The 25,443-nt window shown below is 59.6% G+C and carries 29 protein-coding genes and 1 pseudogene; 9 read left to right on the top strand and 21 right to left on the bottom strand.

Translation table 11 applies throughout. The annotated features are described in order from the left end of the window. Positions 1–176 precede the first annotated feature (176 nt). The 3 genes from V6Z53_RS22425 to V6Z53_RS22415 all read left to right on the top strand — a co-directional run bounded on the left by V6Z53_RS22425 (position 177) and on the right by V6Z53_RS22415 (position 2,070). Entirely contained in the window at positions 177–635 is a 459-nt protein-coding gene (locus V6Z53_RS22425; protein ID WP_338581828.1) for a GNAT family N-acetyltransferase, read from the top strand. Between the two features lie 72 nt (positions 636–707). Then, positions 708–1,478 carry a DUF2092 domain-containing protein gene (locus V6Z53_RS22420; protein WP_338581827.1) on the top strand — a complete coding sequence of 257 codons (771 nt, stop codon included), beginning with the start codon at positions 708–710 and terminating at the stop codon, positions 1,476–1,478. A gap of 1 nt (position 1,479) precedes the next feature. Continuing rightward, complete coding sequence (locus V6Z53_RS22415) at positions 1,480–2,070, top strand: hypothetical protein (protein ID WP_338581826.1); 591 nt, start codon at positions 1,480–1,482, stop codon at positions 2,068–2,070. A 6-nt stretch (positions 2,071–2,076) separates the two neighbouring features. Here the strand turns inward: V6Z53_RS22415 and V6Z53_RS22410 are convergent, their stop codons facing one another. Further along, positions 2,077–2,403 (bottom strand): NIPSNAP family protein, encoded by a 327-nt coding sequence (locus V6Z53_RS22410; RefSeq protein ID WP_338581825.1) that lies wholly within the window; start codon positions 2,401–2,403, stop codon positions 2,077–2,079. Between the two features lie 20 nt (positions 2,404–2,423). Then, on the bottom strand, positions 2,424–3,302 hold the full coding sequence (locus tag V6Z53_RS22405) for an AraC family transcriptional regulator (RefSeq protein WP_338581824.1): 879 nt from the start codon (positions 3,300–3,302) through the stop codon (positions 2,424–2,426). Positions 3,303–3,454: 152 nt separating this feature from the next. Between V6Z53_RS22405 and V6Z53_RS22400 the strand changes: the two genes are divergently transcribed. Continuing rightward, positions 3,455–4,174 (top strand): cysteine hydrolase, encoded by a 720-nt coding sequence (locus tag V6Z53_RS22400; protein WP_338581823.1) that lies wholly within the window; start codon positions 3,455–3,457, stop codon positions 4,172–4,174. A gap of 26 nt (positions 4,175–4,200) precedes the next feature. Here V6Z53_RS22400 and V6Z53_RS22395 read toward each other — a convergent pair whose 3' ends face one another. After that, entirely contained in the window at positions 4,201–5,094 is an 894-nt protein-coding gene (locus V6Z53_RS22395; protein ID WP_338581822.1) for a LysR family transcriptional regulator, read from the bottom strand. A 130-nt stretch (positions 5,095–5,224) separates the two neighbouring features. Here V6Z53_RS22395 and V6Z53_RS22390 point away from each other — a divergent pair, with 130 nt between their 5' ends. Beyond that, positions 5,225–6,055 (top strand): oxidoreductase, encoded by an 831-nt coding sequence (locus V6Z53_RS22390; RefSeq protein ID WP_338581821.1) that lies wholly within the window; start codon positions 5,225–5,227, stop codon positions 6,053–6,055. A 134-nt stretch (positions 6,056–6,189) separates the two neighbouring features. Here V6Z53_RS22390 and V6Z53_RS22385 read toward each other — a convergent pair whose 3' ends face one another. Beyond that, positions 6,190–6,774, bottom strand: a complete 585-nt coding sequence (locus V6Z53_RS22385) for a phage infection protein (protein ID WP_338581820.1) — start codon at positions 6,772–6,774, stop codon at positions 6,190–6,192. 312 nt (positions 6,775–7,086) lie between these two features. Here V6Z53_RS22385 and V6Z53_RS22380 point away from each other — a divergent pair, with 312 nt between their 5' ends. Next, the gene (locus tag V6Z53_RS22380) at positions 7,087–7,476 is read left to right on the top strand and encodes a cytochrome c family protein (RefSeq protein WP_338581819.1); all 390 of its coding nucleotides are present in this window, start codon (positions 7,087–7,089) and stop codon (positions 7,474–7,476) included. Between the two features lie 78 nt (positions 7,477–7,554). Here V6Z53_RS22380 and V6Z53_RS22375 read toward each other — a convergent pair whose 3' ends face one another. From V6Z53_RS22375 to V6Z53_RS22350, 6 genes and pseudogenes are all read right to left on the bottom strand, one after another. Next, positions 7,555–8,439 (bottom strand): ChaN family lipoprotein, encoded by an 885-nt coding sequence (locus tag V6Z53_RS22375; protein WP_338581818.1) that lies wholly within the window; start codon positions 8,437–8,439, stop codon positions 7,555–7,557. A gap of 57 nt (positions 8,440–8,496) precedes the next feature. Next, positions 8,497–9,264, bottom strand: a complete 768-nt coding sequence (locus tag V6Z53_RS22370) for a heme ABC transporter ATP-binding protein (RefSeq protein WP_338581817.1) — start codon at positions 9,262–9,264, stop codon at positions 8,497–8,499. After that, positions 9,264–10,247 carry an iron ABC transporter permease gene (locus V6Z53_RS22365; protein ID WP_338586547.1) on the bottom strand — a complete coding sequence of 328 codons (984 nt, stop codon included), beginning with the start codon at positions 10,245–10,247 and terminating at the stop codon, positions 9,264–9,266. The genes V6Z53_RS22370 and V6Z53_RS22365 overlap by 1 nt, the downstream gene beginning before the upstream one ends. A gap of 50 nt (positions 10,248–10,297) precedes the next feature. Next, complete coding sequence (locus tag V6Z53_RS22360) at positions 10,298–10,420, bottom strand: hypothetical protein (RefSeq protein ID WP_338581816.1); 123 nt, start codon at positions 10,418–10,420, stop codon at positions 10,298–10,300. A 12-nt stretch (positions 10,421–10,432) separates the two neighbouring features. Beyond that, positions 10,433–10,639: pseudogene (locus tag V6Z53_RS22355) on the bottom strand (hemin-degrading factor); the annotation flags it as partial. Positions 10,640–10,804: 165 nt separating this feature from the next. After that, entirely contained in the window at positions 10,805–11,590 is a 786-nt protein-coding gene (locus V6Z53_RS22350) for an SDR family oxidoreductase (RefSeq protein ID WP_338581815.1), read from the bottom strand. A gap of 213 nt (positions 11,591–11,803) precedes the next feature. On the opposite strand from V6Z53_RS22350, the gene V6Z53_RS22345 reads away from it, so the two are divergent. Then, positions 11,804–12,253, top strand: a complete 450-nt coding sequence (locus V6Z53_RS22345) for a helix-turn-helix domain-containing protein (RefSeq protein WP_338581814.1) — start codon at positions 11,804–11,806, stop codon at positions 12,251–12,253. Between the two features lie 54 nt (positions 12,254–12,307). On the opposite strand, the gene V6Z53_RS22340 is transcribed toward V6Z53_RS22345, so the two are convergent. From V6Z53_RS22340 to V6Z53_RS22330, 3 genes are all read right to left on the bottom strand, one after another. After that, positions 12,308–13,750: a catalase gene (locus V6Z53_RS22340; RefSeq protein ID WP_338581813.1), complete on the bottom strand. Its 1,443-nt coding sequence runs from the start codon at positions 13,748–13,750 to the stop codon at positions 12,308–12,310. 99 nt (positions 13,751–13,849) lie between these two features. Next, the gene (locus tag V6Z53_RS22335; RefSeq protein ID WP_338581812.1) at positions 13,850–14,224 is read right to left on the bottom strand and encodes a response regulator; all 375 of its coding nucleotides are present in this window, start codon (positions 14,222–14,224) and stop codon (positions 13,850–13,852) included. A gap of 158 nt (positions 14,225–14,382) precedes the next feature. Next, positions 14,383–14,913: a hypothetical protein gene (locus V6Z53_RS22330; RefSeq protein ID WP_338581811.1), complete on the bottom strand. Its 531-nt coding sequence runs from the start codon at positions 14,911–14,913 to the stop codon at positions 14,383–14,385. 325 nt (positions 14,914–15,238) lie between these two features. Between V6Z53_RS22330 and V6Z53_RS22325 the strand changes: the two genes are divergently transcribed. Then, complete coding sequence (locus tag V6Z53_RS22325; protein ID WP_338581810.1) at positions 15,239–16,672, top strand: mechanosensitive ion channel family protein; 1,434 nt, start codon at positions 15,239–15,241, stop codon at positions 16,670–16,672. A gap of 31 nt (positions 16,673–16,703) precedes the next feature. Here V6Z53_RS22325 and V6Z53_RS22320 read toward each other — a convergent pair whose 3' ends face one another. From V6Z53_RS22320 to V6Z53_RS22290, 7 genes are all read right to left on the bottom strand, one after another. Further along, positions 16,704–17,411, bottom strand: coding sequence for an AraC family transcriptional regulator (locus V6Z53_RS22320; RefSeq protein ID WP_338581809.1), 708 nt, complete (start codon positions 17,409–17,411; stop codon positions 16,704–16,706). A gap of 48 nt (positions 17,412–17,459) precedes the next feature. Further along, positions 17,460–18,881, bottom strand: coding sequence for an ATP-binding protein (locus V6Z53_RS22315; protein WP_338581808.1), 1,422 nt, complete (start codon positions 18,879–18,881; stop codon positions 17,460–17,462). Positions 18,882–19,183: 302 nt separating this feature from the next. After that, complete coding sequence (locus V6Z53_RS22310) at positions 19,184–19,444, bottom strand: transmembrane sensor/regulator PpyR (protein ID WP_338581807.1); 261 nt, start codon at positions 19,442–19,444, stop codon at positions 19,184–19,186. A 60-nt stretch (positions 19,445–19,504) separates the two neighbouring features. Continuing rightward, the gene (locus V6Z53_RS22305; RefSeq protein WP_338581806.1) at positions 19,505–20,707 is read right to left on the bottom strand and encodes an NAD(P)/FAD-dependent oxidoreductase; all 1,203 of its coding nucleotides are present in this window, start codon (positions 20,705–20,707) and stop codon (positions 19,505–19,507) included. Positions 20,708–20,943: 236 nt separating this feature from the next. Continuing rightward, positions 20,944–21,318: a response regulator gene (locus V6Z53_RS22300; RefSeq protein ID WP_338581805.1), complete on the bottom strand. Its 375-nt coding sequence runs from the start codon at positions 21,316–21,318 to the stop codon at positions 20,944–20,946. Between the two features lie 99 nt (positions 21,319–21,417). Further along, complete coding sequence (locus V6Z53_RS22295; RefSeq protein WP_338581804.1) at positions 21,418–22,071, bottom strand: response regulator; 654 nt, start codon at positions 22,069–22,071, stop codon at positions 21,418–21,420. A gap of 104 nt (positions 22,072–22,175) precedes the next feature. Then, positions 22,176–23,654, bottom strand: coding sequence for an ATP-binding protein (locus tag V6Z53_RS22290; RefSeq protein WP_338581803.1), 1,479 nt, complete (start codon positions 23,652–23,654; stop codon positions 22,176–22,178). A gap of 387 nt (positions 23,655–24,041) precedes the next feature. On the opposite strand from V6Z53_RS22290, the gene V6Z53_RS22285 reads away from it, so the two are divergent. Further along, a complete protein-coding gene (locus V6Z53_RS22285) occupies positions 24,042–25,016 on the top strand; it encodes a LysR family transcriptional regulator (RefSeq protein WP_338581802.1) in 975 nt (324 codons plus the stop codon). Here the strand turns inward: V6Z53_RS22285 and V6Z53_RS22280 are convergent. After that, positions 24,992–25,420 carry a nuclear transport factor 2 family protein gene (locus tag V6Z53_RS22280; protein WP_338581801.1) on the bottom strand — a complete coding sequence of 143 codons (429 nt, stop codon included), beginning with the start codon at positions 25,418–25,420 and terminating at the stop codon, positions 24,992–24,994. The two genes, V6Z53_RS22285 and V6Z53_RS22280, sit on opposite strands and share 25 nt — an antisense overlap. Positions 25,421–25,443: the final 23 nt, after the last annotated feature.

Genomic DNA, 25,443 nt, shown 5'->3' with positions numbered 1-25,443 from the left:
GAGCGGGCTTGCTCGCGAAAGCGGTGTGTCATTCAACATTTATGTCGACTGACACGGCCTCTTCGCGAGCAAGCCCGCTCCCACAGTGGGTCGCGGTGCTTTCAGGAAAATAGTGCGTCTCTGTTCCGTTGCCATTGCTAGTCTGTAATTCCTTGAGACCGCAATGGAGCATCCTCATGGCTATTCAGGCCTTGCGCGCAGACGCATCCCACATCGACAAAATCGCCCCGTTGTTCGACGCCTACCGGGGTTTCTACCTCCAACCTTCAAACCTGCCGCAATCGCGCGCGTTCATCGCCGAACGCATCGCCCGCGACGAATCGGTGATCTTCTATGCCGAGGACGCCGACGGTGAAGCCTTGGGTTTCGTGCAGATGTTCCCGACTTTTTCCTCCATCGATGCGCATCGCACCTGGCTGCTTGGCGATCTGTTCACCACGCCCGCCGCCCGTGGCAAAGGCGTCGGCACGCTGCTGATGAACACCGCCCGCGACTTTGCCCGATTGGCCGGCGCCAAGGGCATGACCCTGGAAACCGCCACCGACAACGTCAGCGCGCAGCACCTGTACGAGTCGCTGGGTTACGTGCGCGATCCGGGTTACTACACCTATTGTCTGGATCTGAAACAGGGCTGATGGCGGTCAGGGCAAGTGGGGTCTAGGCTGAAAATTCAGTCCAGGAACGTGCGCAGGCCAGGAGCGGGATCCATGAAAGTCGATATGAGTATTTTCGGCCTGTTGTTCACCTTGGCCGTGATTCCCGTCGCTCACGCCGAGGACCCGCCAGCTGCCGACAACACGCCTTTGATTAACCCGCAGGTGGTCGACAAGGTGATTGACATGGGCAATTACCTGCGCAGCCTGAAAAGGTTTCAGGTCGACGCCGAAATCACCAGGGACTCGGTGCTCGAGTCCGGGCAAAAGATCAAAACCGAGGCCGTGACGACGCTGAAAGTGGTCGGCCATGATCGGCTGTATGCCAAGACCGAGGGCGATGTCAGGACCCGGGAGTTCTTCTACAACGGCAAGAAACTGACCCAGTATTCGCCGTTCCTCAAGTACTACACCACGGTCGATGCGCCGCCGAAAGTGTCTGAAACCTTGCACCGGCTCGAAGACTATTACGGCGTTCAGGTCCCGATGGAAGACTTGTTTCTGTTTGGCAGCGATCAGTCGCAGATCGATGCCCTGAAGGAAGCGCTGTACGTCGGCCCATCGACGATCAACGGCAAGCTCTGCGATCACCTGGCGTTCCGGCAGCAGGGGATCGACTGGCAGCTATGGATCACCCGCGCCGAAAAACCATTGCCGTGCAAACTGGTGATTACCACCACCGATGAGGCGAGTTTTCCGGAGTACAGCGCGGTCTATCGCTGGAACCTCAAGCCGGACATCAAGGACTCGATCTTCACCTTCAAACCGGGCAAAGGTGATGTGTCCATTCCTTTGAAGAAAGCCAGTGACAAGGGAGGGGAATGACATGAACAGCGCAATGTCGTGCAGCCTGTTGTTATCCCTGGTAACCGCCTCGGCGCTGACCATCGGCCTGATCGCCGAAGCCGACGCCCGGCCCATGCGCGCCCAAGGTCACGCCAGGGCTTCGGTAAACCGGCCACCGCCACCCAGCGCGCCACGGGCGCAGCGCATCAACACCGGCAACACGCAACGGGCCACCCGGGTCAACGCCAATAACCGGGTTAACTCCGGAAATCGGGTCAATGCCGGCAACAACGTGGGCAACCGCACCAACATCAACAACAGCACGCACAACCGTAACGTCAATCGCAACGTCAACATCGACAACCATCGCGACGTCGACATCGATGTCGATGGGCACGGTCGGTACGGCTACGACGATCACTACCATCCGATTGCCGCCGCAGCGGCAATTACGGCCACGGTTGCCGTGACGGCCGCAGTCGTCGGCTCGATCATGACCCCGGCGCAAATGCCCACCAACTGTGTGCAAGTCATGCAATACAACACGGTCTACATGCAGTGCGGCTCGACCTGGTATCAGCCGCAGTATCAAGGCAGCGACGTGACTTACGTCGTGGTCAATGCGCCTTGAGGCCGATCAGGCCTGTTGCGCTTTCGGCTCACCGAAGACCGGTCGGAAGAAACTGCGCTCGTAGCTGAGGATGCAGCGGGTTTCTTCGGCGTACTTGAACGCGGCGATGCAATCCGGGTCGTTCATCGAGTCTTGCCGATAGTGTTCATATGCTGCCAGGCTGGGAAACGTGAACATGGCGAGGGCGATGTTGTTGGCGCCTTCGGACGGCAGGAAATAGCCGTGATGCTGGCCGCCGAATTTCTCCACCAGCGGGATCCACAACTTGCCGTAGTGCTCGAACGCGTCGAGCTTGTACGGATCGAGCACATATTTCAGGTAGCACGTGACCATCGGTTTTCTCTCTGACAGGGTTAAAGGTTTTCAGCCGCCCGGATCACCCGCGCCGTGATTGGCGATTGATCCTGATCGCTGGCATCGCGTTTGAGCCATTCGGCCGGTGGCAGGCCCACCACGTTGAGGAAGGTTCGGGAGAACGAGGCTTGCGAACTGTAGCCGACCGTTGCGGCGATCACCTTGATCTGCACCCCTTCGCGCAACAGGTCCTGGGCCAGTTTCATGCGCCACGCCGTGACGTAGCCCATGGGTGAAATGTCCATGATCCGGGTGAAGCACGCCGAGAATTTCGAGCGCGACATGTTCGCAAGCTGGGCGAGTTTCTCGACGGTCCAGAGCGCCTCGGGCTCTTGGTGAATCCGGTTGAACACCGCCCCGAGGCGTCCGTCCTGAAGGGCATAGAGCAGGCCGCTGGAAATCTTTCCCTCCACCACTGAACGGCGCACCAGCAGCACGAAAATGTATTCGAGCAGCAGGTTCAGCGCCTTGGTCCGGCCGGGGGCCTGATCCTCGAATTCACCGATCAGGCTGCCGATTAACGGTGCGAGGTTTTCCAGCTCCCTGAACGGAAACACCAGGGTTTCCTTGAGCCCGAGCGGGAAGGGTTGCAGGGAGTTGCGGCCGAACTGGAATGACGCGCAGATCAGTTCGGCTCCGTCGGCCGTACTCGATCGCAACTGGTAACGGCAACTGCTGGGGCAAAACAGCACGCTGGGCTCGCTGATCGAGATCTTTGGCAATCCCGGCTGCACCATGTCCATGCCACCACGACTGATCACATGGATAAACGCCATGCCCGGCGGTTTGTCGAGGACCAGCGTGCCGTCCACCGTGCCTGTAAAAAACAGCCGGCCCTGCAAATGCGTGCGTTCGAAGAATTCGGAAAGAATGTCCATTTAGAGACGCCCGGGTAAAGACGCTGTACGTCCTGACAAAAGGGGAGCAGGGCGCGACCGTAGGATGAAGTTCTCGCCGATGGTAACCAACACCCCTTCCCGGTGCCACGGCGCAGAGTGATTTTTCTTGTCCACGTCCGGAGTCCACCGTCATGAGTAACGATCCGATTCGCACCGCCCCCCAGTACGCTGACCCGGCAGAGCCTGCGCTGCCGGATCCGGGCATGAAGCTTGACCTGTCCCGCACTGCGCTGGTGGTCATCGACCCGCAGATCGACTTCCTCAGCCCCGAGGGTGTGAGCTGGAGCATCTTCGGCAAGAGCGTCGTCGAACATGACGTGGTCAATCACCTCGGCCAGTTGTTTGCTGCCGCCAAAGACGCGGGCATCACCGTCGCGGTTTCGCCGCATTACTACTATCCGTGCGACCACAAATGGCAGTTCGGCGGGCCGCTGGAAAAGGTCATGCACAGTATCTGCATGTTCGATCGCAAGGGCCCGCTGACCCTCGACGGTTTCGAAAACTCCGGCGCCGATTTCATGCCCGAATTCAAGCCGTACATCCTCGACGGAAAAACCATCATCGCGTCGCCGCACAAGGTCTACGGCCCGGAAACCAACGACCTGGCGCTGCAACTGCGCAAGCATGGAGTGTCGCAAATCATTCTGGCGGGCATGGCGGCCAACCTCTGCGTCGAGTCGCACTTGCGCGAACTGCTGGAACAGGGCTTTGAAGTCGCCGTGGTGCGTGACGCCACCGCCGGCCCGACCACCCCTGAAGGCGATGGCTACCTGGCGGCGTTGATCAACTACCGCTACATCGCCAACGGCCTGTGGACCACGGCGCAAACCCTGGACTATCTCAAGGCCTGATCAAGCCGCGTCTACTGGCTTGGCAGCTACTCCCGGGCGGCCCGGGCAAACTCGATGAACGCCTTGAGCGTCGCCGGCACATGTCGGCGGCTCGGGTAGTAGAGATGCAGGCCCGGGTAGTAGGGGCACCAGTCGCTCAGCACCTGGATCAGGCTGCCATCGGCGATTTGCGCCTTGACCATGTCTTCGAAAATGTAAGCGATGCCAACGCCCAGCAATGCCGGGCCGACCATCAGGCTCACATCGCCCAGCGTCAGCGGGCCGTCGATTTCGATTTCCTGGACGATACCGCCACGTTCGAACTCCCAGCGATACAGTGTTCCACTGGGGAAGCGGTGACGAACGCACGGCAGGCCATGCAAGTCCTCGGGTTTTTGCGGGATTGCATGCCGTTCGAAGAACGCCGGTGAGGCAACGACCACCGAGCGCATGTAGGCGCCGATCGGCAGCGAAACCATGTCCGCCTCCAGTCGCGCACCAAAGCGCACGCCGGCATGAAAACCTGCCGCCACCACATCGACCAGGCCGTCGTCGGCCACGATCTCCAGTTTCACGTCCGGGTAGGCCTCCAGAAACCGTGCGGCCAGCGGCAGCACCACCAGTTCTGCAGCCTGGCGCCCGGCGGTGATCCTGAGGTTGCCGGAGGGTTTGTCGCGAAAGCTGTTGAGGTCTTCGAGCGCATCGTCGATGTCGCGGAACGCCGGTTTCAATCGCGCGAAAAGACGCTCGCCGGCCTCGGTCAGGCCGACGCTGCGGGTGGTGCGGTTGAACAGGCGCACGCCGAGGCGGTTTTCCAGGGTGCGCACCGAATGGCTCAGGGCGGAAGGCGTCAGCCCCAGTTCCACCGCCGCGCGGCTGAAGTTCAGGTGGCTGGCCACGCTCAGGAAGGTCGAGAGATCTGCCGCCGAAGGTGCTTTCATCTGTGAATACCTTTCACAAAGCCATGCAAAATTATTGGGATTATCACATCAGTAGTGGAGTTTTAAAGTTGCGTCAACTCATCAAGAAGGCCCGGCAATAACGCTCGGGTCGCTGACAGGAGGAGTTGAAATGCGTACTTGGTTGATTACTGGAGCTTCCCGTGGTTTTGGTACCCTCATCGCAGAACGTGCTCTGCGTGCCGGCGACGCGGTGATTGCCACCGCCCGTAAACCTGAAGAAGTCATCGCCAAACTGGGCGACCATCCCAACCTGCTGGCCGTGCGTCTGGACGTGACCCGCGAAGAAGAAGCGCATCAGGCGGTCGCGGAAGGCATCAAGCGTTTTGGCCGGATTGACGTGCTGATCAACAATGCCGGTTTCGGTGTGTTGGGAGCGGTGGAAGAAACCAGTGCCAGTGAGACGGAGCGTCTGTTCGCCACCAACGTTTTCGGCTTGCTCAACGTGACCCGTGCGGTACTGCCGCACATGCGCCGCCAGCGCTCCGGGCATGTGATCAACATCTCTTCGATTGGCGGCTACCAGGCCTACATGGGCTGGGGCGTCTACGGTTCGACCAAGTTTGCGGTGGAAGGCATCACCGAGGCGCTGCATCAGGAGCTGGCACCGCTGGGCATCCACGCCACGGTGGTCGAGCCGGGCTTCTTCCGCACCGACTTCCTCGACGAGCAATCGCTGGTCAAGACCGCGCTGGAACTGCCGGACTACGATGAAACGGTCGGCGCGATGCGCAAGCATGCCGAGGCGGCCAACCATGCGCAGCCAGGTGATCCGGTGAAATTTGCCGAGGCGATGTTCGCCCTGGTCAATGCGCCGAAACCGCCACAGCGTCTGGCGCTGGGCAGCGATACCATCGCGCGCATCGAAGCGAAGAACCGCTTCGTCGCCGAGGAACTGGCCGAGTGGAATGAGCTGGCGCTGTCTACTGACTTCAAGGACTGAAGTTAAAACGCAAAACCTGTAGGAGCGAGCCTGCTCGCGATGGCGTCATGTCAGTCGACATCAATGTTGAATGACAATCCGCTATCGCGAGCAGGCTCGCTCCTACATTTTTTTTGCGGTGATTCAATGGCCGCTCAGCGACATTCCATGCAGAAGTAGGGCATGACATCGGAGCTGGCATCGTAGCCGTTGCTGCCATCGGCATAGTGGTTTTGCCGCAACCGGTCAGAACCGCCTTCTGCTACGCGGGTGCCGCGCATCGAGTTGTAACCGCCCGCTGCAACGCTGTTTTGCTTCAGCCGATCGGAACCGTCAGAAGCCAGTTGCCGCTCTCTGAGACGATCGGCGCCACCTTCGGCAAGTTGTCGTTCTTTCAGGCGATCGGCGCCACCTTCGGCAAGTTGTCGTTCTTGCAGACGATCGGCGCCACCTTCGGCAAGTTGTCGTTCTTGCAGACGATCGGCGCCACCTTCGGCGAGTCGTCGTTCTTGCAGACGATCGGCGCCGCCTTCGGCGAGTCGTCGTTCTTGCAGGCGATCAGCGCCACCTTCGGCCAGTTGTTTTTCCTTGATGCGGTCGGGCGCACCTTCGGCAACGTTGTGTGCGGCGGTGTTGGCACCGGTCGTGGTGGCTCCCGCTTCGGCCGCTTGAGTGTTCGCCCCGATAAGACCGAGGGCCGAAAGGAGGACAATTCCTAATGCAAGGTTGTGGGTGTTCATCATGTTCACCTAGTGAGTCACGGGATCGTTCACGCAACAATCGGGTTGGCATGAATGCCTGCCATTTCGGCCCGACATTCATGCCAGCCATCTTAATTGGCGGAAAAAACACGTCACTTATGCGTAGGTTGTTCGGGCGAACATCTAGGTGTTAAAAATTCATACACAGGTATGCCCGGCGCGGGTCAAATGCGGGGGCGGCTGGCAGATCGGCGAAATTGAACGTTTGAAAGGCTTCGGTTTGCAGGCGGGGTCGTGATCAAATGACCGCCATTTTTTGCTGTAGGCAATGCCTGATCTGGAGCCATGGGAATGAACAAAGCGGTCGTGATGACGCTCGTACTGAGCCTCGGTGCAGGCATGTTCGGCACACACGCTTTCGCCGCCGGCGATGCCGAGGCGGGCGGGAAACTGTTCAAGCGGGTCTGCGGTGGTTGCCATCAGGTCGGAGAGGGCGCGCGCCCCTTTTTTGGTCCGCAGCTCAACAATATCTTCGGACGTGTTGCCGGGAGTACCACGGACTATCAGTACTCCGATGCCATGAAGTCATCCGGAGTGGTGTGGACGCAGGAAAAACTCGCGGCGTACATCGAGGATCCGAAGGCCGTGGTGTCGGGGACGCGGATGATTTTCTGGGGGATCAGCGATCAGGAAAAGATCGATGATTTGCTGGCGTATTTGCAGACCTTTCAGGCGCCGTGAGATCAAAAGATCGCAGCCTGCGGCAGCTCCTACACAGATCTCATGTAGGAGCTGCCGCAGGCTGCGATCTTTTGCTTTTTAACGACGTAATTTCGCGCAGTGGTCCTGCTCCGGTTGTGCGGCGGTGTACCACACGTAATCCGCGCTTTCGGCGGTCACGGTCTTGCCCGCTTCGGCCAGCACCAGCACCGCGTTGCCCTCGCCAGCACCGAGGTCTTTCAGGTGCAGTGGCACGCCCAGGTCCTTGCGCACATGGAACGCCCCGGCCAGTAATACGGCAGGCGTCGGTGCCGCCATCAAGCGCTCGGCCATGCGTCGGTCACGCTGCTGCTGGACGGCGAGCATCGCTGGCATCTGCGTTTCAGGCAGCAAGCCGCAATGGGATTCGCGGATGTCTTCCAGCAAAGTCGCTTGCACCTGTTGTGTGATGGACGCTTCGCCGCTGAGGGTCGGACGCTGTTTGTAGATCTGCATGATCTGCGACCGATCGAGGTTGGCCGACAGCAGCGGGTAGGGTTGGCGCAGGGCGTAAGTGACAATCGCACCGTAGACGCCCCAATCCCAGTTGGCTTGCCAGGACAGCGCCTGATAAGCGTCGGCCGTTGGCTGACCGGCACGAGTGGCGGCCTGCGCGGCGTCGACTTTCGCCTGTTGGTCGGGGTTGAGCATTTCCATCAGCAGGCTGCCTTGCGGACGTTGCGCCGCCAGTTGGCGCAGCAGCCACAGTTGCACGGCATGGTGATCGGGGTTGTCGTGTTGTTCACCGACCAGTACCCGTGGCGCAGCAGCCAGACGCTCGACCAGTTCTTGCGGGGTGAGAGTGCGGCCGGTGGCGAGTTCGCGGATCACCCCGAGATCCGCGTGATTGCGACCTTGCGGGGCGATCGGCGTCGGTGGCGGTGCGACGTAATGGGATTGGCAGGCCGCCAGCAGGCTGACCAGGCATAACAGCAGAATGCGCATCGGTTTTCCTTATTAGACGGTGGCCCCCTCGCTTGCAATGGCGGGAGGGGGCGGGTATCAGCGTGCGATAATCAATGGGTGGCCACGTTCCGGGTGCTGGTGAATCAGCACTTGCAGCCCATACACCGCTTGCAGTGCTTCGGCGGTCAGGACGTCATCCGGCGGGCCGTAGGCGTGCGGGCGTCCGTCCTGCAACAGCAGCAACTGATCGCAATAACGCGCGGCCAGATTAAGGTCGTGCAGGATCACCAGCACCGCCGCACCGCGCCCGGCGAAGTCGCGTACCGCTTGTAGAATGGTGTGTTGGTGCAGCGGATCGAGCATCGACGTCGGCTCGTCGAGCAGCAGAATCTGCCCCTCGGCACCCGGCCACAGTTGCGCAAGTACTCGCGCCAGATGCACTCGCTGGCGCTCGCCACCGGACAAGGCCAGATAACTGCGCCCGGCCAGGTGCAAGGCGTCGGCGGCACTCAGCGCTTCGGCGACGATTTCGGCATCGCGCACGCGGCCGCTGGCATGGGGCAAACGGCCCATGCCCACGACTTCATTGACCGAAAAGGCGAAGTTCAGGCTCGAACTCTGCGGCAGAACCGCCAGGCGTTTGGCTCGCTCCTGACCGGGCCAGTCCGCGAGCTTGCGCTCGTCGAGGCTGACCGTTCCTTCACTGATGGGAAGCTCATCGCAAAGGGCGGCGAGCAGGGTGCTTTTACCGGCGCCGTTAGGCCCCAGCACGCCGAGGACTTCACCCGGACGTAACTCGATATCGATGTCGGCCAGCACGGTGCGACTGCCGCGCCGCACCAGCAAGTTGTTTGCCCGCAGCATCAGGAACGCCCTCGCACCAGCAGATAAAGGAAGAAGGGCGCACCGATGAGTGCGGTGACGATGCCGATCGGCAACTCGGCCGGCGCCAGCAACAGGCGGGCGACCAGATCGGCCAGCAACAAAAGGCTAGCCCCGGCGAGCAAGGAGGCCGGCAACAACACCCGATGATCCGGACCGACCAGCAGCCGCATCAGGTGCGGGACGACCAGACCGATGAATCCGATCAGGCCCGCCGCCGCTACGGCGGCACCGACGCCCAGCGCCGTGCACAGCACCAGTTCGAGTTTGATCCGCTCGACATTAAAACCCAGGTGACGCGCTTCCGATTCGCCCAACAGCATCGCATTGAGCGCCGCCGCGCGACGCGGCAACCACAGCGCCACGCCCACCGCCACGATCAGCAATGGCCACAGGCGCGGGTAGCTGGCGCCGTTGAGGCTGCCCAGGTTCCAGAAGGTCAGGGTGCGCAACGTGGCGTCATCGGCCAGATAGGTGAACAAACCGACCCCGGCACCGGCCATGGCCGTCATCGCCACGCCCGCCAGCAACATGGTGGCGACGTCGGTCTGGCCGTTGCTGCGCCCGAAGCGATACACCACCGCCGTAACGATCAAGCCACCAACGAAGGCGCAGACCGACAGCAGATACGGCTCGATGGCCGGCGGCAAACCGCCCAGCATGCTGCCACCGACGATGGCGAAAGCTGCGCCGAGTGCCGCGCCACCGGACACGCCGACCAGACCCGGGTCTGCCAACGGGTTGCGAAACAACCCCTGCATCGCCACGCCCGAGAGAGCCAGTACCGAACCGACCGCGATGCCGAGCAAGCTGCGCGGCAGGCGGATCTGACCGAGGATCAGTTCCGCCTGTTGCGTGTCGCCACCGTCAACCGGCATCCCGAGCAAGCGCATCCCGGCCAGCAAGGTATCGCCCAGCGGCAGGCTGACCGGCCCGAGGGCCAGGGACAGCCAGAACACCAACAGCAACAACAGACCCAGGGTAATCAGCATCGGCCGTGGCCGAACGATGGCCGTCATCGGTTGCTCTCTGTTGTCTGGAGATAGCTGTCGACACCCACCGGTTTGCTCTCGCTACCAAGGGCGACCACCCATTCGCTGAACGCGCCGCCGGCGACCCGCAGTGATTTGATACGCATCAAGACTTTTCCTTAGTCGTTCAGGACGGTGACGGTTTCGGCCAGGGAACGCCAGTCGTCACGCTCCGGGATGCCCGGCTTGCGCACGCCGAACAGCCGGATGACCAGTTCACCATCGGCATCGAAACCTTCGTAGCGGGTGATGATGCCATCGACGCTCGGCTTGTGCACACGCCATAGTTCAGTCGCGCCGGTGGTCTTGAGGGCTACGGAAATTTGATGGGTGCTCAGCGCGTCCTGAAATGAAGCAACAAACCCTGTGGGAGCGAGCTTGCTCGCGATGACGGTGTTCCAGTCGCCATTGACGGTGACTGACACGCCGCTATCGCGAGCAAGCTCGCTCCCACAGGTCATTCAAATCGCTTGTCGATTATCGCCAGTGCCTCAAGACTCCCAATTTTTCCGGTGAGCCGGTGCGCCCAAGGGTGAACCGGTTGCGCCGCCATCCACGACAATCTCTGCACCCACCACATTGCTTGAATCGCTGGAGGCGAGGAACAGCGCCACCGTGGCGACTTCTTCGGCTTCGCCAATGCGACCCAGGGGAATGGTCGTCACCAATTTCACTTCCAGTGCATCCATGGCTGCCGAACTCGACGCAAGCGGATTCCATACCGGCGTGCGTGCGGCGCCGGGTGTGATCTGATTGACCCGGATCCCTCGTGGGGCGAACTCTGCTGCCATGACTCGCGTCATCGAGCGGACCGCGCCTTTGGTCGCTGCGTAAGCGCTGTAGCCCGGCCAGCCCATGTCGGCGTGAACCGAGCCGTTCAAAATGATCGAGGCACCGGGATTGAGGTGCGGTTCAGCAGCCTGCACGGTAAAAAAGGTGCCGGTGAGGTTGGTCTGGATGATGCTCTGGAAGGCTTCCAGTGTGGTCCCGCCGACGGGCGTCAGGCCGGCGATTCCCGCATTGGCAAATACCACATCCAGTTTGCCGAACACCGCGACGGCCTCGGCCACGGCGCGTTCGATCTCTTTGACATCGGTGAGGTCGGCCTGGATTGCCAGCAGGTTCGGACCTAACGCTTCGCGCGCTTCATCCAGGGTTTTTTGACTGCGGCCGGTTATGGCCACTTTTGCGCCTTCTGCGATGAAAAGCTTTGCGGTCGCCAGGCCCAGGCCGCTATTGCCGCCGGTGATGAATGCCGTTTTTCCAGCCAGTTTCATGGGGGAATTCCTATTTTTTAGGTTTCATGATGCAACCATTGAGGCCCGTACAAAGGTGTGCCTGGCACTGGCGTCAACAGATTGGAATCGGGTTTTTGGTTTTATAATAAAACCAACAGTTGTAATTATTAGCACCCAAGGTTGTATTATGCAACCACTGACTGGAAGGCGTGCTTTGCGCCAATCCGTCAATTTTTAATGGAGGTAAATGAGGTGAAGCGCAAAAGCTTGCAGGGTGATCCATGCCCGGTGGCCCGGTCCCTTGATCTGATCGGCGATTGGTGGTCGCTGCTGATCATTCGTGACGCCCTTGCCGGCACGCGGCGATTCAGCGATTTCCAGAAAAGCCTGGATGTCGCGAAAAACATTCTGAGTACACGGCTCAAAGGCTTGGTGGCGCAGGGTGTGATGGAAATGCTCCCGGCCGCGGATGGCAGTGTTTACAAGGAATATGTGCTGACCGAGAAGGGGCGTGCGTTGCAGACAGTGCTGATTGCGCTGTCGCAGTGGGGCAATGAATTCATGTACGAGCCCGGCGAACTCGGGTCGGTCATGGTCGATGCGAAAAATCGCAAACCGATTCAGAAACTGGAACTGGTTGCGGCCGATGGACGACATCTGGCAGCGGGTGAGGTGGCGACGAAATTGGGTGTGCCGCACTGATTTTTTGAATCCCCGGATGATCCTGTGGGAGCAAGCTCCCACAGGGTTTTGGGTTTACCGGGCGAGTTCGGCCAACGCTCTCGCAACCCCAGCCCCATAAAACGGATCGGCCTTGGTGCAGTGAGCAACATGCCGCTGCTGCACTTGTTGCGACACGCCACTGAGCGAACGCGCGGTGTTTTCGAACAGCGCCTGCTTCTGCGATTCCGACATCAGGCGGAACAGGTTGCCCGGCTGTTCGAAGTGGTCCTCATCCACACGATGATCCCAATGCCCGGCAGCGCCGGATATTTTCAGCGGCGGCTCACGCCAGTCCGGTTGGTCGGCCCATTGGTCATCGCTGTTGGGAACGTACGCCAACTGGCCGCCGTAGTTGCCGTCCACGCGCATGGCGCCGTCGCGATGGAAACTGTGCACCGGGCAGCGGGCGGCGTTGACCGGGATCTGGTGATGGTTGACGCCGAGGCGATAACGCGCCGCGTCGCCATAGGCAAACAAGCGCGCTTGCAGCATCCGGTCTGGTGAGAAGCCGATACCGGGCACGACGTTCGATGGCGAAAACGCCGCTTGCTCGACTTCGGCGAAGACGTTTTCCGGATTGCGGTTGAGTTCGAAATAGCCTACTTCGATCAACGGGTAATCCTTGTGCGGCCAGACCTTGGTCAGGTCGAACGGATTGACTTCGTGGTCGTGGGCCTGGTCTTCGGTCATGACCTGGATATAGAACGTCCAGCGCGGAAAGTCGCCCGCTTCGATGCTGTCGAACAGATCCCTATGATGACTTTCCCGGTCGCGGCCAATGAGGTTTTGCGCTTCCTCGTCGCTGAGGTTTTGCACGCCCTGCTGGCTCTTGAAGGTGAACTTGACCCAGTACCGCTCGTTGTTGGCGTTGATCAGGCTGAAGGTGTGGCTGCCGAAACCGTGCATGTGCCGGTAGCTGCGGGGGATGCCGCGCTGACTCATGACGATGGTCACCTGATGCAAGGCTTCGGGCAGTGACGTCCAGAAATCCCAGTTGCTTTGCGCGTTGCGCATGCCGGTACGTGGGTCGCGTTTGACCGCGTGGTTGAGGTCCGGGAAACGCAATGGATCGCGGAAGAAAAACACCGGGATGTTGTTGCCCACCAAATCCCAGTTACCTTGCTCGGTGTAGAACTTCAGGGCAAAACCACGAATATCACGCTCGGCATCGGCGGCGCCACGCTCGCCGGCAACGGTGGAGAACCGGGTGAAGATCGGCGTTTGCTTGCCGACCTCCGAAAACAGGCGGGCCTTGGTGTAGCGCGTCACATCGTGGGTCACGGTGAAGGTGCCGTAGGCGCCGGAACCTTTGGCATGCATGCGCCGCTCGGGAATGACTTCGCGGTCGAAGTGAGCGAGTTTTTCCAGCAGCCAGATATCCTGCAGCAGTGCCGGGCCACGAGGGCCGGCGGTCTGGATATTGAAGTTGTCGACGACGGGCGCGCCGTTGATTGAGGTCAGTTTGTTTTTGGGCATGGCACGGTTTCTTTAAGTTGATGTTTTAGTTGAGTGGGGAGCGTGAAAGTCTTAACTAATCGAAAACGGATAAAGAAAAGGTAAGTTGTTTAATCAATATCAAATCCGGCGCTTCAAGGCCCGTTCTATACACGCCAGCAACGCATCGGTATTAAAAGGTTTGGAAAAGTAACCTTCAGGCTTTCGCACACTGGCACTGAACTGCGGCGGCAGCCCCGGTTTACCCGTAATAAACAGCGTGGGGATATGGGTATTCCTGGCCGCCAGCGCTTCGTACATCTTTACCCCGCACATGCCGGGCATCTGAATATCCGAGATCAGGCAGTGGGTCTGCTCTGGCCCGCTGGACTCAAGAAACGCATAGGCGCTGTTGTAGGTCATTACCGTGTAACCGTAAGAGCGCAATAAACTGTCCAGTGAGACAAGAATAAGTTCGTCATCATCAACAACTGAAATAATAGCTGAGTTGAACATGTAGAAACCTTGCGTCATTGCGAGTGGCGCTAAGTGGCGCCCGCCATACTTGCAAGATACGCGCTCCAAAAATGCGGAATAGTATACTTGGGTATGTTTGGTTGGTTTTTCGCCTTAGTTGCGACGGGTTATCAATATCAAGTCTTGAGATAGAGCCTTCACCATGGTTGTTCATGGCTGAGGTTGTCCTCGATCAACAACAGAAACCGCGCGGTGTGGCGCGTGCATTCTTCGAAAAAACGTTTGCTGGCGTTGTCCTTGTTGGCGATGGCGCATTCCCGGTAATCACGCAGCAAGGCATCGAAAGCCCGCAGGCGGCGCGTTCCCTGGCAAATGCCTGTCAGGCAATCGGCAAAACACTGTGCCTCGTTTGTGTCATTCAGGGCGTAGAGCGATGCGCTTTCGGCATATCCGCCCAGGTCAGTGATGCCGGCAACGAGGAATTCGGCATAGTCGGTATTGGTGCGCACCAGCCGGTGGAACAGCTGTTGGACCGGCAGGAAGCTGACGTTGTGCAGTTTCTGCTGACCCCGTTTGAGCTGAGCGAGAATGCCCAGTGTGGTGCTCAGCGTTTGCGTCAATGCGTCGATGATCTCCACGCGCTCGGCGATGGACAGGGACGTGTGCGCACCATAACGGCTGATGCGCATCGGATGACTGACGATGTACAGCTTTTGCAGTGCGTTCATGACAACCGTCCTCAGGCCAGCGCATCGGCGCGATGAGTTGATTCATTCGAGGTGACCAGCGTAAATCGACGGGGTCCGGATAACACTCCTACCTCAAGACAGCGCGCTAGCACATGGGGGTCAGCCTCGTCATACCTGGGTATTAACGGTTAGCACTGAGGTAGGAGTGCCTGGTGCATTCGGGCAACTTACAGTGCCGATCAATCAGATGCACAAGGCTGGTCGCCGGCCTTCGCGGTGTTTTCTCCCATCGGCGCTAATCTGTTTTTGACGGCAATCGCCCGCAGGTTCCTGACTGCTGAAAAGGGCAGTGGAGAAATCATTCATGTTCACGTTCCTGCAAACTCACCCCTTGATCTGCGGTGTCATCCTGGTCGTGATCGACCTGGCGCTCTGGCAACTGATCGGCGCGACGCGGCACAACCTGCGCCTGTGCGTTCGCATCGGTATTTTTGTGGCGTTCAGCTGGGTCATGACCTCGGCCGGCATCAGCCCGTTGCAACCGCCACTGTGGCCGGACGACGCCGTCCTTAACCTGATGGGTACGGTGCTGGGCATTGGCTGGTGGTTGTTCGCGGCCCGGACCGTGACCATCATCGTTGGCTATGGCCTGACGTCCAGGGCCGGGCACAGCGCGCGTTTGCTGTACGACCTGCTGGGCGCCGTGATTTTCCTGATCGGCATTGTCGGCGCCGCCGCCTACGTTTTGCAGTTGCCGGTCAAGGGCTTGCTCGCGACGTCCGGAGCGATGGCGATCATTGTCGGCCTGGCGTTGCAAAGCACCTTAAGCGATGTGTTTTCCGGCATCGTGCTCAACACCACCAAGCCTTACCAACTCGATGACAGCATTTCCATTGACGGTACCCAGGGCAAAGTGGTCGAAATCGATTGGCGCTCGACCCACTTGATGACCGACATGGGTGGCATTGCGGTAGTGCCCAACTCGGTGGCTGCGAAAGCGCGGATCATCAATTTCAGTCGGCCGGGTGATGTGCATGGAGTCAGTGTGATCATCGCCGTGCCCAGCAGTGTGCGTCCGCGCCGGGCCATCGATGCCCTGGAAAAAACCTTGCGCGGTACCCGTGCGCTACTGCCGGCGCGCACGGCCAAAGTCTCGGTCAAAGCCTCGCACCTGGATTACACCGAGTACGAGCTCAAGGGCTTCATCGCCTCGGCCAAAAGCAAAAATGAAATCTGCAACCTGATGTTTGACCTGGCCCATCGTCACCTCGAAGCCGCGGGTGTCAGCTGGGGCCACGGCCAGGACGAGCAGCACTGGAACCGTCAGCGTCGGTTGCTGGAGGACGTGCGGATATTCCGCTCGCTGAGCAATGACGAGCGTGACCGCCTGGCCGATGAAATGAGCCCCGTGGACTATCAGGCCGACGAGGTGATTCTGGCATTCGGCGAGGTTGCCGATTGCCTGATGATCATCAGCACCGGTGTGGTGTCGGTGGCAATTCATGACGACGAAAAACTGGTGGAAGTCGGGCGTATGGGGCCGGGTGAAGTCTTGGGCGAGGAGGGCATTCTTGCCGATAAACCTTCGCGTGGGGAGTTCCGCAGCATTACCAGCGGACGTCTGTTTCGCATCGAGAAAAACCTGTTCGGCAGCCAGTTGGAGCACCTCGCTGAATTGAAAACCGCCCTGAGTAATTTGCAGGATCAGCGCCAGGAAATCCGTCAGACCCTGGTCATGCAAAAAACGGTGGAGGTCAAGAAAACCGGTTTGCTGCAATGGCTGCTGCAAAGAAAGTGAACGCGGCCTTGCCCGATGCAAGGCCTGCGGATCAGGCGGCCGGATATTGCGACTGCAACAGCGGGCTCCATTGCTCCTGATTGTCCGGGCGACGGTAGTACACCACCATGCGCCGGGCGACCTGCATCGCTACCTCTCGACCGTTGTCGGCCTCGACCATCGCCAGCGCCAGATCGATCCCGGCACTGACCCCGGCGGATGTCCACACCGAGCCTTGCTGGACGAAAATCGCCTCGCGGTCGAGCTCCACCTGCGGGAACATCCGCTCGAACATGTCGGCCATCAGCCAGTGAGTCGCCACACGCAGGCCATCGAGCAAACCCGCGCGGGCCAGGAAAAACGAACCGCTGCACACCGATGTGGTGCGCCTGGCCGTGCCGGCAGCGACGCGTAGCCAGTCCACCAGCGGCGCGCTGTCGGCCATGACCTGGCGCATGTGTGGCGAGCCGGGAACGATCAACGTATCAGGTGGACTATCGGCCAGTTCACTCAGGCGCCGGGTTTCCACCACCAGACCTTCGCCGGTGCGGATCGGCCCGCCGTCCAGACTGGCCGTGTGCAAGTCATAACCCGGCAAACCGAGTTCAGCCAGGCTACGGGTTGCCGCCCAGAAAACGGTCTGGGCACCGGTCAAGTCCAGCAAACCCATTTGCGGATACGCCACGAAGATGACGGTGCGCGGTTGCGCGTGCGCAGGGTTTTGGTGTTCAGAGCGGTGGTTCAGTTCATCGATGGACACTGCTTGATCTCCGTGTCGCCGCGTAGCGGCATCAGGTGTGGATGAGGGTTATTCATCGTGTCTCAGGGTGGTCAGCGGAATTGCAAAGAGGAACTGTGTGCCGACGCCCACGGTGCTGCTGACCCAGATGCGCCCGCCGTGGAACTCGATGATCGAGCGACAGATCGAGAGGCCCATCCCCAGGCCGGTGGGTTTGGTGGTAAAGAACGGATCGAAGAGCGATGGGAGAATGTCTTGGTCAATGCCGGTGCCGGAGTCGGCGATTTCGAGCACCGCCTCGTTGTCCTGCACGGAGGTCTGAATCCGTAGCGTTCGAGTGCGGTCATGCACATTGGCCATGGCCTGGCAGGCATTGATGATCAGGTTGATGATGACTTGCTGCAGTTGAATCCGATCGCCCTTGATATGCGCGCCGGGAGCGTCCAATTGTGAGTGTGGGCGGACCTGGTGGTTGCCTATGTCATGTTGCATGAGCGTCAGTGAGTCACTGACGATGTCGTCGAACGCTTCTGCCTTGCGCTGCACTTCACTTTGACGCGACAGCGCCCTGATACAGGCGATGACATCGGAAACCCGGGCCGAGTTTTGAATGATCCGGTCCAGTGAACGGCGTGCTTCTTCGAGGTTCGGTTCAGGGCGATTGATCCAGCGTTTGCAGGACTCCCCGCTAGTGATCACCGCCGCCAGAGGTTGATTGATTTCATGGGCGATGGACGCCGCGAGTTCGCCCATGGACGTCACCCGCGTCACGTGCGCGAGTTGCGCCTGGGAGTGAAACAGTGCTTCTTCGGATTGTCTGGACGCCGTCACGTCCATCAACGCGCCAACGTATTCAATGCGCCGGCCATTCTTGAACAACGGGTTGGCGATCATCTGCACGTACTTGATCCGGCCATCCGGCATGACCAGCCGATGTTCCACTTCGATCAGGCTTTGCTGGCGCGCGGCCTGCTCCAGAACACTATCGAAAATCGCCAGGTCATCGGGATGAGTGCGTCCCCGGACCATCGCCAGCGTCGGTGTTTCGTCCAGCGGGTATTCGAAAATGCGCGAAGCTTCGTCCGACCACGAAACGATGACTTCGTCATTGATGGTGAAGCCGACACTGCCGGTGTGACTGAGTTTTTGTGCGCCCAGGAAGAACGCCTCTTTGCGGCGCAACGTGTTGGTCGCGCGTTTGCTGCGCAGGGCCAGCAGGGTAATGGTGGTCAAGGCAATCAGGCAGCGCACGAATCCGGCGATCAACCGGTGATCACGATAGCCTGCGTCGGCAATAAAAGTGGCGGTCAGAATGGCCACGCAACCCAGGGCGACGGCAAGGAAGACAGGAACAGGAAAGAAGTTCGCCGACATGAACACCAGGGTGATGTAGAACAGTGTCGGAGCCACATCGAGGTCGAGATAGGCGTTGGTAATGAAGATCATGCATCCCGCTGCAATGGCGGCCAGCCAGGCGACGGCATCTGACATAAAAAGTTTCTTGCAACGTTTAATGATAGACATTTGTTCTTCCGGATTTTTGCTATCGAACGGCAACTCGCAAGGCATCGGTAATGCCGGGCAAACTCTTTGTGAGGGGTGTTGGTGTTGTGGTGCAAAAGCGCTGCTGAAACGGGCTGGTCATCCATCCTTTGGAGCAAATGTTTAGCGCGATGTCGGGTCGATCCGGCTTGAGAAAAAACGCCCGCCAGAAAAACCAGTGGCGGGCGCTTGGGAAATGTCCCGGGCCAGCAAGGAGTGGGCTGTCCGGGATACAGGCGTTGAGCTTCACATCACCTGGCAAGGCCAGGCGAATCGATGACTTGCTGGCGCCGCAGGCGATGCAGCGTCAGCAGGCGCATCACATAACCGAGCTTGATGGCCGTCGGGCCAAGAATCGTCATGGCATGGGCCATCACCACGCTGGGCAGCGACAGGTATTGATCCAGGCCGTAGGCCAGAATCGCCCCGACCACTAACGCGATCAGTCCGCCGATGAGCATGGCGTGGGACAACTTCAAAACCTGATACGGATGCTCAAAAAAACCATACATTTCGATCACCTCCGTTTTGAAGTGTCACGGCCGTGGCATTCACGGCCGCATCCGTCGTCTTCAGGCCACCGGAATCAGCGGGTCGGCTGCCGCCAATGCGGTGGCACGATCAGCCGCCGGCGGATAGATCCACACGGTGTTGATCTGGGTCTTGAGGTCCTTGGCTTCCTTTTTCACCAGTTTCACCTGGCGATCCCAACCTTCGGTGAACACCGCGCCCCAGGCGCCCAGGTCCAGGCAGGTGACGTACTTGGGTTGGCTGTAGGCCATCGGCTCGACGCCCAGCAGCTCGGCGGCAACGTTGTTGCCGGCATAACGGCCCAGGGCAATCGCATGCTGGCAGGACATCGCCGCGAAGTTGCCCAGGTCATCGGTCGCGGCGTAAGCCACATCGCCGGAGGCGTAGACATCGGCGTGACCGCGTACTTTCAGGTTCTGATCAACATGCAGGCGGCCCTGATGATCGCGGGTGCCTTGCACTTGCTCGGTCAGCGAGTGGGCGCGGAAACCGACGGTCCAGATCACGGTGTTGGATTCGATGCGACGACCGTCGGCGAGGGTGACGCCGTTGGCATCGACCGAGGCAACGGTGGCGCCGACAACCCATTCGATGCCCAGATACTCCGAAGCCTCGACGATGGATGGACTGATGCCTTCGCCCAGGGCTGATCCGATTTTCGGTGAGCGTTCGACCACGATCACGCGGATGTCGGCGTTTTCACCGAGCACGGCACGCAGGCGCGCCGGCATTTCGGTGGCGGTCTCGATGCCGGTGAAACCACCGCCGGCCACCACCACGGTGTTGCGGGCGGTGCTGTCCGGTTTGTCTTTCAGCGATTTGATGTGGGCTTCCAGGCGGCTGGCCGATTCGATCTCGTCGACGTCGAACGCATGTTCCAGCATGCCTTCAACGGGTGGACGCTGCAGCTTGCTGCCGGCGGCCAGCACCAGGCGATCGTAGCTCAGCTTGCCCTCAATGCCCGCGGCGTTGATGTAGCTGACGGTTTTGCTTTTCTCGTCGATGATCTCGGCCGAGCCTTTGACGAATTTCACGCCCACCGCGTCGAACAAATCGTTCAACGGTGCCTTCATGGTATGCACGTCAGGCTCGTAGAAACGCGGGCGGATGCGCAGTTCGGCCTGAGGAGCCAACACGGTGATCTCGACGTCATTTCGATCGTGCTTGTCCAGCAGACGGGCGGCGCTCAATGCGCTCCAGACCCCACCGAACCCTGCACCAATAATCAAAATTTGCTGTTTCATTGTTTAGCTCCTGAAGAACAATCGAGGGCGTAAAAAAGAATGTGCGATGTAAGCGCCATCGCGGCGGTTGACCATTTGCGACGCAAGAAGGCATCACTAAACAGTCGGGTTCGGCTTGATCTGGAACAGATGTTATTCGAGGGGTCTGGATCTGACACTGCTACATAGGGTCAGCCGAAGTATGACTAGGTATTAACGGGCTATACCAAGGTGTTAGTTGCTTGAATCGGCAGATGTTAGTTGCGTCGGTTAAGGACCGTTTCGATACAGGCGAGCAACTTTTCGGTGGAGAAAGGCTTGGGGAAAAAGGCAATGGGTTTCATGGCGCCGGTGCGCGGCGGGCGCTGCGCGTAGGGGTTCCCGGTTATGAAAATCACCGGGATATGAATGCCTTTGGCCACCAACTCTTCATACATGGTGATGCCGTCCATTTCCGGCATTTGTATGTCGGAGATCAAACAGGACGTATTAAGCGGGCGATCGGAGAAGAGAAACTCATGCGCGCCTTCGTAGGTTCGCACCGTATAACCATAGGATCGCAATAAACTGTCCAGCGCCATTCGAACGGATTCATCGTTATCGACAACGGCAATCATTGCCTTATTGCACATAGTGGTGTCCTGCCTGGTAGCACAGAGCACTAAATAGGCTCTGCGCCATCCTTGCAAGATACGCCGTCCTGAAAGGGCGCACAGTATACGTGGGTATAGTCACCTGATTACTGGCTGGGCCGAGATCACCTCAGACATGCGCACCAGATCGGCAAACGAACGCGCACCCATTTTGCGCATGGCCTGGCCGCGATGGATTTTTACGGTGATTTCGCTCAAGCCGATTTCACCGGCAATCTGTTTATTCATCAAACCCGAGGCGGCCAGCGCCATGACCGTTTGTTCCCGCGCGCTCAGGGTCTGGTGACGTGAGCGCAATTCATCGGCATGCCGTTCTGACTCGCGTCGCTGTTTGTCCCGGCTATGGGCGGCGCACACCGCATCGATCAGGTCCTGTTCGCGAAAGGGTTTGGTCAGGAAATCCACTGCTCCGGCTTTCATTGCCCGCACGGTCATGGCGATGTCGCCGTGCCCGGTGATGAACACGATGGGCACGTTGATGCCGGCGGCGGCGAGTTCGTTTTGAAAGTCCAGGCCACTGCTGCCTTGCAGCCTCACATCCAGCACCAGGCAACTGACCGTGTCCGGACGCTGGTACTTCATGAACTCGGCGACCGAACCGAACAACTCGACCCGCAGGCCGATGGAACGCAACAGGCTGCCGAGGGATTCGCGCAGCGGCGCATCGTCATCAACGATGAAAACCATGGACTCGTTCTGCGTGATCTTGTTGAGCGGATGTTGTTCGTTCATTGCTGGTTTCCAAAGGGTTGGACGCGCAACCGCCCGGCGCTGTGTTCCTGGCGAGGGGCGCTACATTAATTGTCAGCCGGGCAGGCGGCACTCATACCTGTGTATTAAATGGCCGCTGCGAAACCTTGATCGTTGGCAACGCGTATCGGCAGGGCAAACAGGAACGAGCTGCCCTGGCCGCTTGTGCTGGTGGCCCAGATCCGCCCTTCGTGGAAATCGATGATCGAACGGCAAATGGAAAGGCCCATGCCGAGGCCGTTTGCCTTGGTGGTGAAAAATGGCGTGAACAATTGCGGCAAGACTTCGGCGGGAATGCCGGGGCCTTGATCGGCCACTTCGAGAACTGCTTCGTTGTCCTTCACCCTGGTGCGGATGCACAGCGCCCGCTCGCCAGGGCTGACCGCGTCCATGGCCTGGCAAGCATTGATGATCAGGTTGATGATCACTTGCTGCAATTGCACGCGGTCGGCGCTGACCTGGCCGCCGAACGCGGTCAGCTCGATTTTCGGGGTGATCTTGTGATGCGCCAACTCATAGCGAACCAGGCTCAGGGTCTCGCTGACGATGTCGTTGAGTGATTCGTTCTGGCGCAGCGGGCCGCATTTGCGCGACAAGGCCCTGACGCGGTGGGTGATCTCGCTGGCCCGGTTGGAACTGGCGATGATCCGTTCGAGTGACTGGCGTACTTCGTATACATCGGGTTGCGGGTGGCCGAGCCAATTGCGGCAGGCTTCGGCACTGCTGGTGATCGCCGCCAGCGGTTGATTGACTTCATGGGCGATGGAGGCGGCCAGTTCGCCCAACGTCGTCACGCGGGTGACATGGGCCAATTGGGTCTGGGCGCGACACAGTGCTTCTTCGGCCAGTTTGCTGGCGGTCACGTCCATCAGTGCGCCCAGGTACTCAAAGCTGCCGAGCGGGGTGGCGAACATGTGCAAATACTTGATGCGCCCGTCAGGCATCAGCAACCGGTGTTTGACCTCGATCAAGGTTGCATGGCGGGCAGCCTTGTCAAAACCGGCCAGCACCAGCGGCAGGTCATCGGGGTGGGTTCGCGCCAGGAACAAGTCCACCGAGGAAGGTGCGCCCGCCGGGTATTCGAGTATCCGTGCCGCCTGCTCCGACCAGCCCATTTTCCCAAGGTCCGCGCGAAAGCCGAAGCACGCTGTCTGGGTCAGGCGCTGCGCACCGACCATGTAGACTTCCTTGTGGCGCAGGTTGTCGGAGACCCGTTTGCTGCGCAGCGCCAGGAAAATGATCGCCGCCAACACGGTCAAGCTGCGCAGCAAGTCCGTGACCGAGTCCCAGCGGCTGAATCCGCCGTGATACAGGCACATCGACGTCAGCACCAACATGCAGAACAACGCGACCACGATCACGGCGCTGATCGACAACAGGTTGATCGCCATCAGCAACAACGCGATGTAGAGCGTGGTGGTAGTGAGGTCGGATTGGGTTTCGGTGTTGATCAGGATCCCGCACGCCACGACCAATCCCATCAGCCACACCAACAGGTTTTCCAACGGCTTGAGGTTGAGGCCGAGCAAGTGACGAGAGGCCCTTTGTCCTGAGTTGTACAGCATCTTGCTGTAGGTTCCTTTTGCAGAGGCGGACGCGCTGCATGCGTTGGCAGGCTTTTTTTTGGGGATTTCGATCATGCGCGCCTCGGTGGTTTGTTCGGGCTGGGGGCGGAGAATCGGTTCAGTATCCTAGAAGCACGGGCTCGCACCCCGTTAGGACAAAAAACCCGAAAAAACTGCCATGGCGGCGAATCGCGCTTCAGTAGAAAAGTCGCGGAAGTGCTTAATTGGAATAAGTTTTTTTTGCGGGCGTTATACGGAAGTATCAACGCACTCACCTAATGCATGATCGCGCTGTCCGCAGGTACGACAGACCTTTTGCCCCCGCCGCCATACCCTGTTCAGGCACCTTCCCGAACTCAAATGGCCGCGTGCCGGGTAGCGAACCTCATGAACAGAAATGACCTGCGTCGTGCCGATATCCACCTGCTGGTGGTTTTCGAGACGATGATGCATGAGCGAAATGTCAGCCGCGTCGGCGAAAAGCTGTTCCTGGGGCAGCCCACCATCAGCGGTGCCCTGGGCCGTTTGCGCGTGCTATTCGATGATCCGTTGTTCATACGGTGCGGGCGATTGATGGAGCCCACCGCACGGGCCGAGGAAATCTTCGCCAACCTGGCACCGGCGCTGGATGGCATCGCCGCCGCGTTGAGCCGTTGCCAATCGTTCGACCCGCGCACCAGCGAGGCGACCTTTCACGTCGGCCTGTCTGATGATGTCGAGTACGCGTTGCTGCCGCGGCTGTTACGGCAACTGCGGGTCGAGGCGCCGAACATCAAGTTGATTGTGCATCGGGTCGATCAGCAGCAGATGTCGCAAAGGCTGGTTAACGGCGACATCTCAGTAGGCATCAGCCATACCCTCGACCTGCCGGCGAATGCCCGACGCAAAGGCTTGCGGCCGATCCGGCCAATGCTGCTGCGGTTTGACACCCGACCCGGTCCGTTGGGCCTGGACGAGTTCTGTCGGCGCCCGCATGTGGTGGTGTCGTCCGTGGGCAGCGCCTCGGATGACACCGACCATGCCTTGAACCTGCTGGGCCGGCAACGCAAAGTGGTGCTGACCGTCCCGCAGTTCAGTGCATTGCCGGGGTTGCTGGCGCAAAGCGACATGCTCGCCATCGTGCCGGATTACGTGGCCAAGGCAATGGCGTCTGTGCCGGGAATGAGAGCCGAGCCGGCGCCGTTGCAACTGCCGGCACCGGAGCTTTCAATGGTCTGGCGCGCGGCGGTGCACGATGACTCTGGCCAGCGCTGGTTACGTTCGCGCTGCAGTGCGTTGCTTTGTGAGCCGGTCGAGTTGCAGGTCGTGCCAAAATCTCGACCGGTGTTGCACAACGATCAGGCTTTGCTGGCAGCCAGGTAAGCGCCGAGACGTCGACCCATTTCTTCGCCCAAGGCCTGCAAACCACTCATTGGCCGGACCATGACCTCGAAGTCGACGATTTTTCCCTGTTCGTTGAAGCGGATCATGTCGATGCCCTTGAGCTGTTTACCATCAACCTTGGCGCTGAATTCGAGGACCACATTCAGGCCGTCGGCGGTCGCCAGTTCACGGTGGTAGGTGAAGTCCTCGAACACCTCGAACACCGTGTTGAGAATCATCGATACCACCGGCGCGCCCGGATAAGGCGTGTGCGCCATTGGCGAACGGAACGCCGCTTGCTCGTCCAGCAACGCAGGCAAGGCCTTCAAGTCACCGGTGCGGATCATCGCGTGCCACAGGTTCAAGGACTCTGCGGCTCTGGGGTGCAATTGCAGTTCAGACATATTCAACTCCTGTTTTTTGTTGT

It is taken from the genome of Pseudomonas sp. MAG733B, from assembly GCF_036884845.1.
GTDB lineage: Bacteria > Pseudomonadota > Gammaproteobacteria > Pseudomonadales > Pseudomonadaceae > Aquipseudomonas.
This window is presented reverse-complemented; position numbering and strand designations above follow the sequence as displayed.